Annotated in this window: 1 protein-coding gene; it reads right to left on the reverse strand. The window is 50.3% G+C overall.

Features of this window, described 5'->3' with window-relative positions:
• The coding region (gene yaaA, locus ACTHS3_RS16565) for a peroxide stress protein YaaA (RefSeq protein ID WP_440368581.1) at positions 1–556 on the reverse strand (556 nt) is incomplete at its 3' end.
• Positions 557–600 lie beyond the last annotated feature (44 nt).

The raw sequence follows: 600 nt of genomic DNA on the forward strand, positions 1-600 counted from the left end.
CGTTGAGTTTTTTGGTGTTGACGGATTTGAAATATTCTTGTGAGGCGAGGTTGATTAAAACATCGCTGTCGGTCTGCTTCAGCGTTTGGTTGAGCAGGTCGGTAATTTTATCGCCCCAAAATTCGTAGAGGTTTTTGCCGCGCGTGTTGGCAAAGGCTGTGCCCATTTCCAAGCGGTAGGGTTGCATCAAGTCGAGCGGGCGCAGTACGCCGTATAAGCCGGAGAGCAGGCGGACGTGTTGTTGCAGATAGTCGATTTGTTCCGGTTTGAGCGTATCGGCGGCGATGCCTTCATAAACGTCGCCGTTGAACATAAATACGGCTTGTTTGGCGTTTTCAGGCGTAAATGGCGTGTGCCATGCGGCATTGCGTTCGGCATTGAGCAGGGCGATTTTGTCGGAAACGTGCATCAGCTCGGCGATTTGTTGGGGGGCAAGCTGACGCAACTCCTGCATCAGGATTTCTGCTTCGGGCAGAAGGTCGGGCAGGGTAAAGCTGCTGACGGGGGAAGGGTCTTTTTCGTTAAGGTTTTTGGCTGGGGATAAGACAAAAAACATAATAATTTCGGCTTTGAAATGAATAATGTGTGGGATTGTAGGTT

The sequence above is a fragment of the Neisseria sp. P0009.S007 genome, assembly GCF_051962515.1.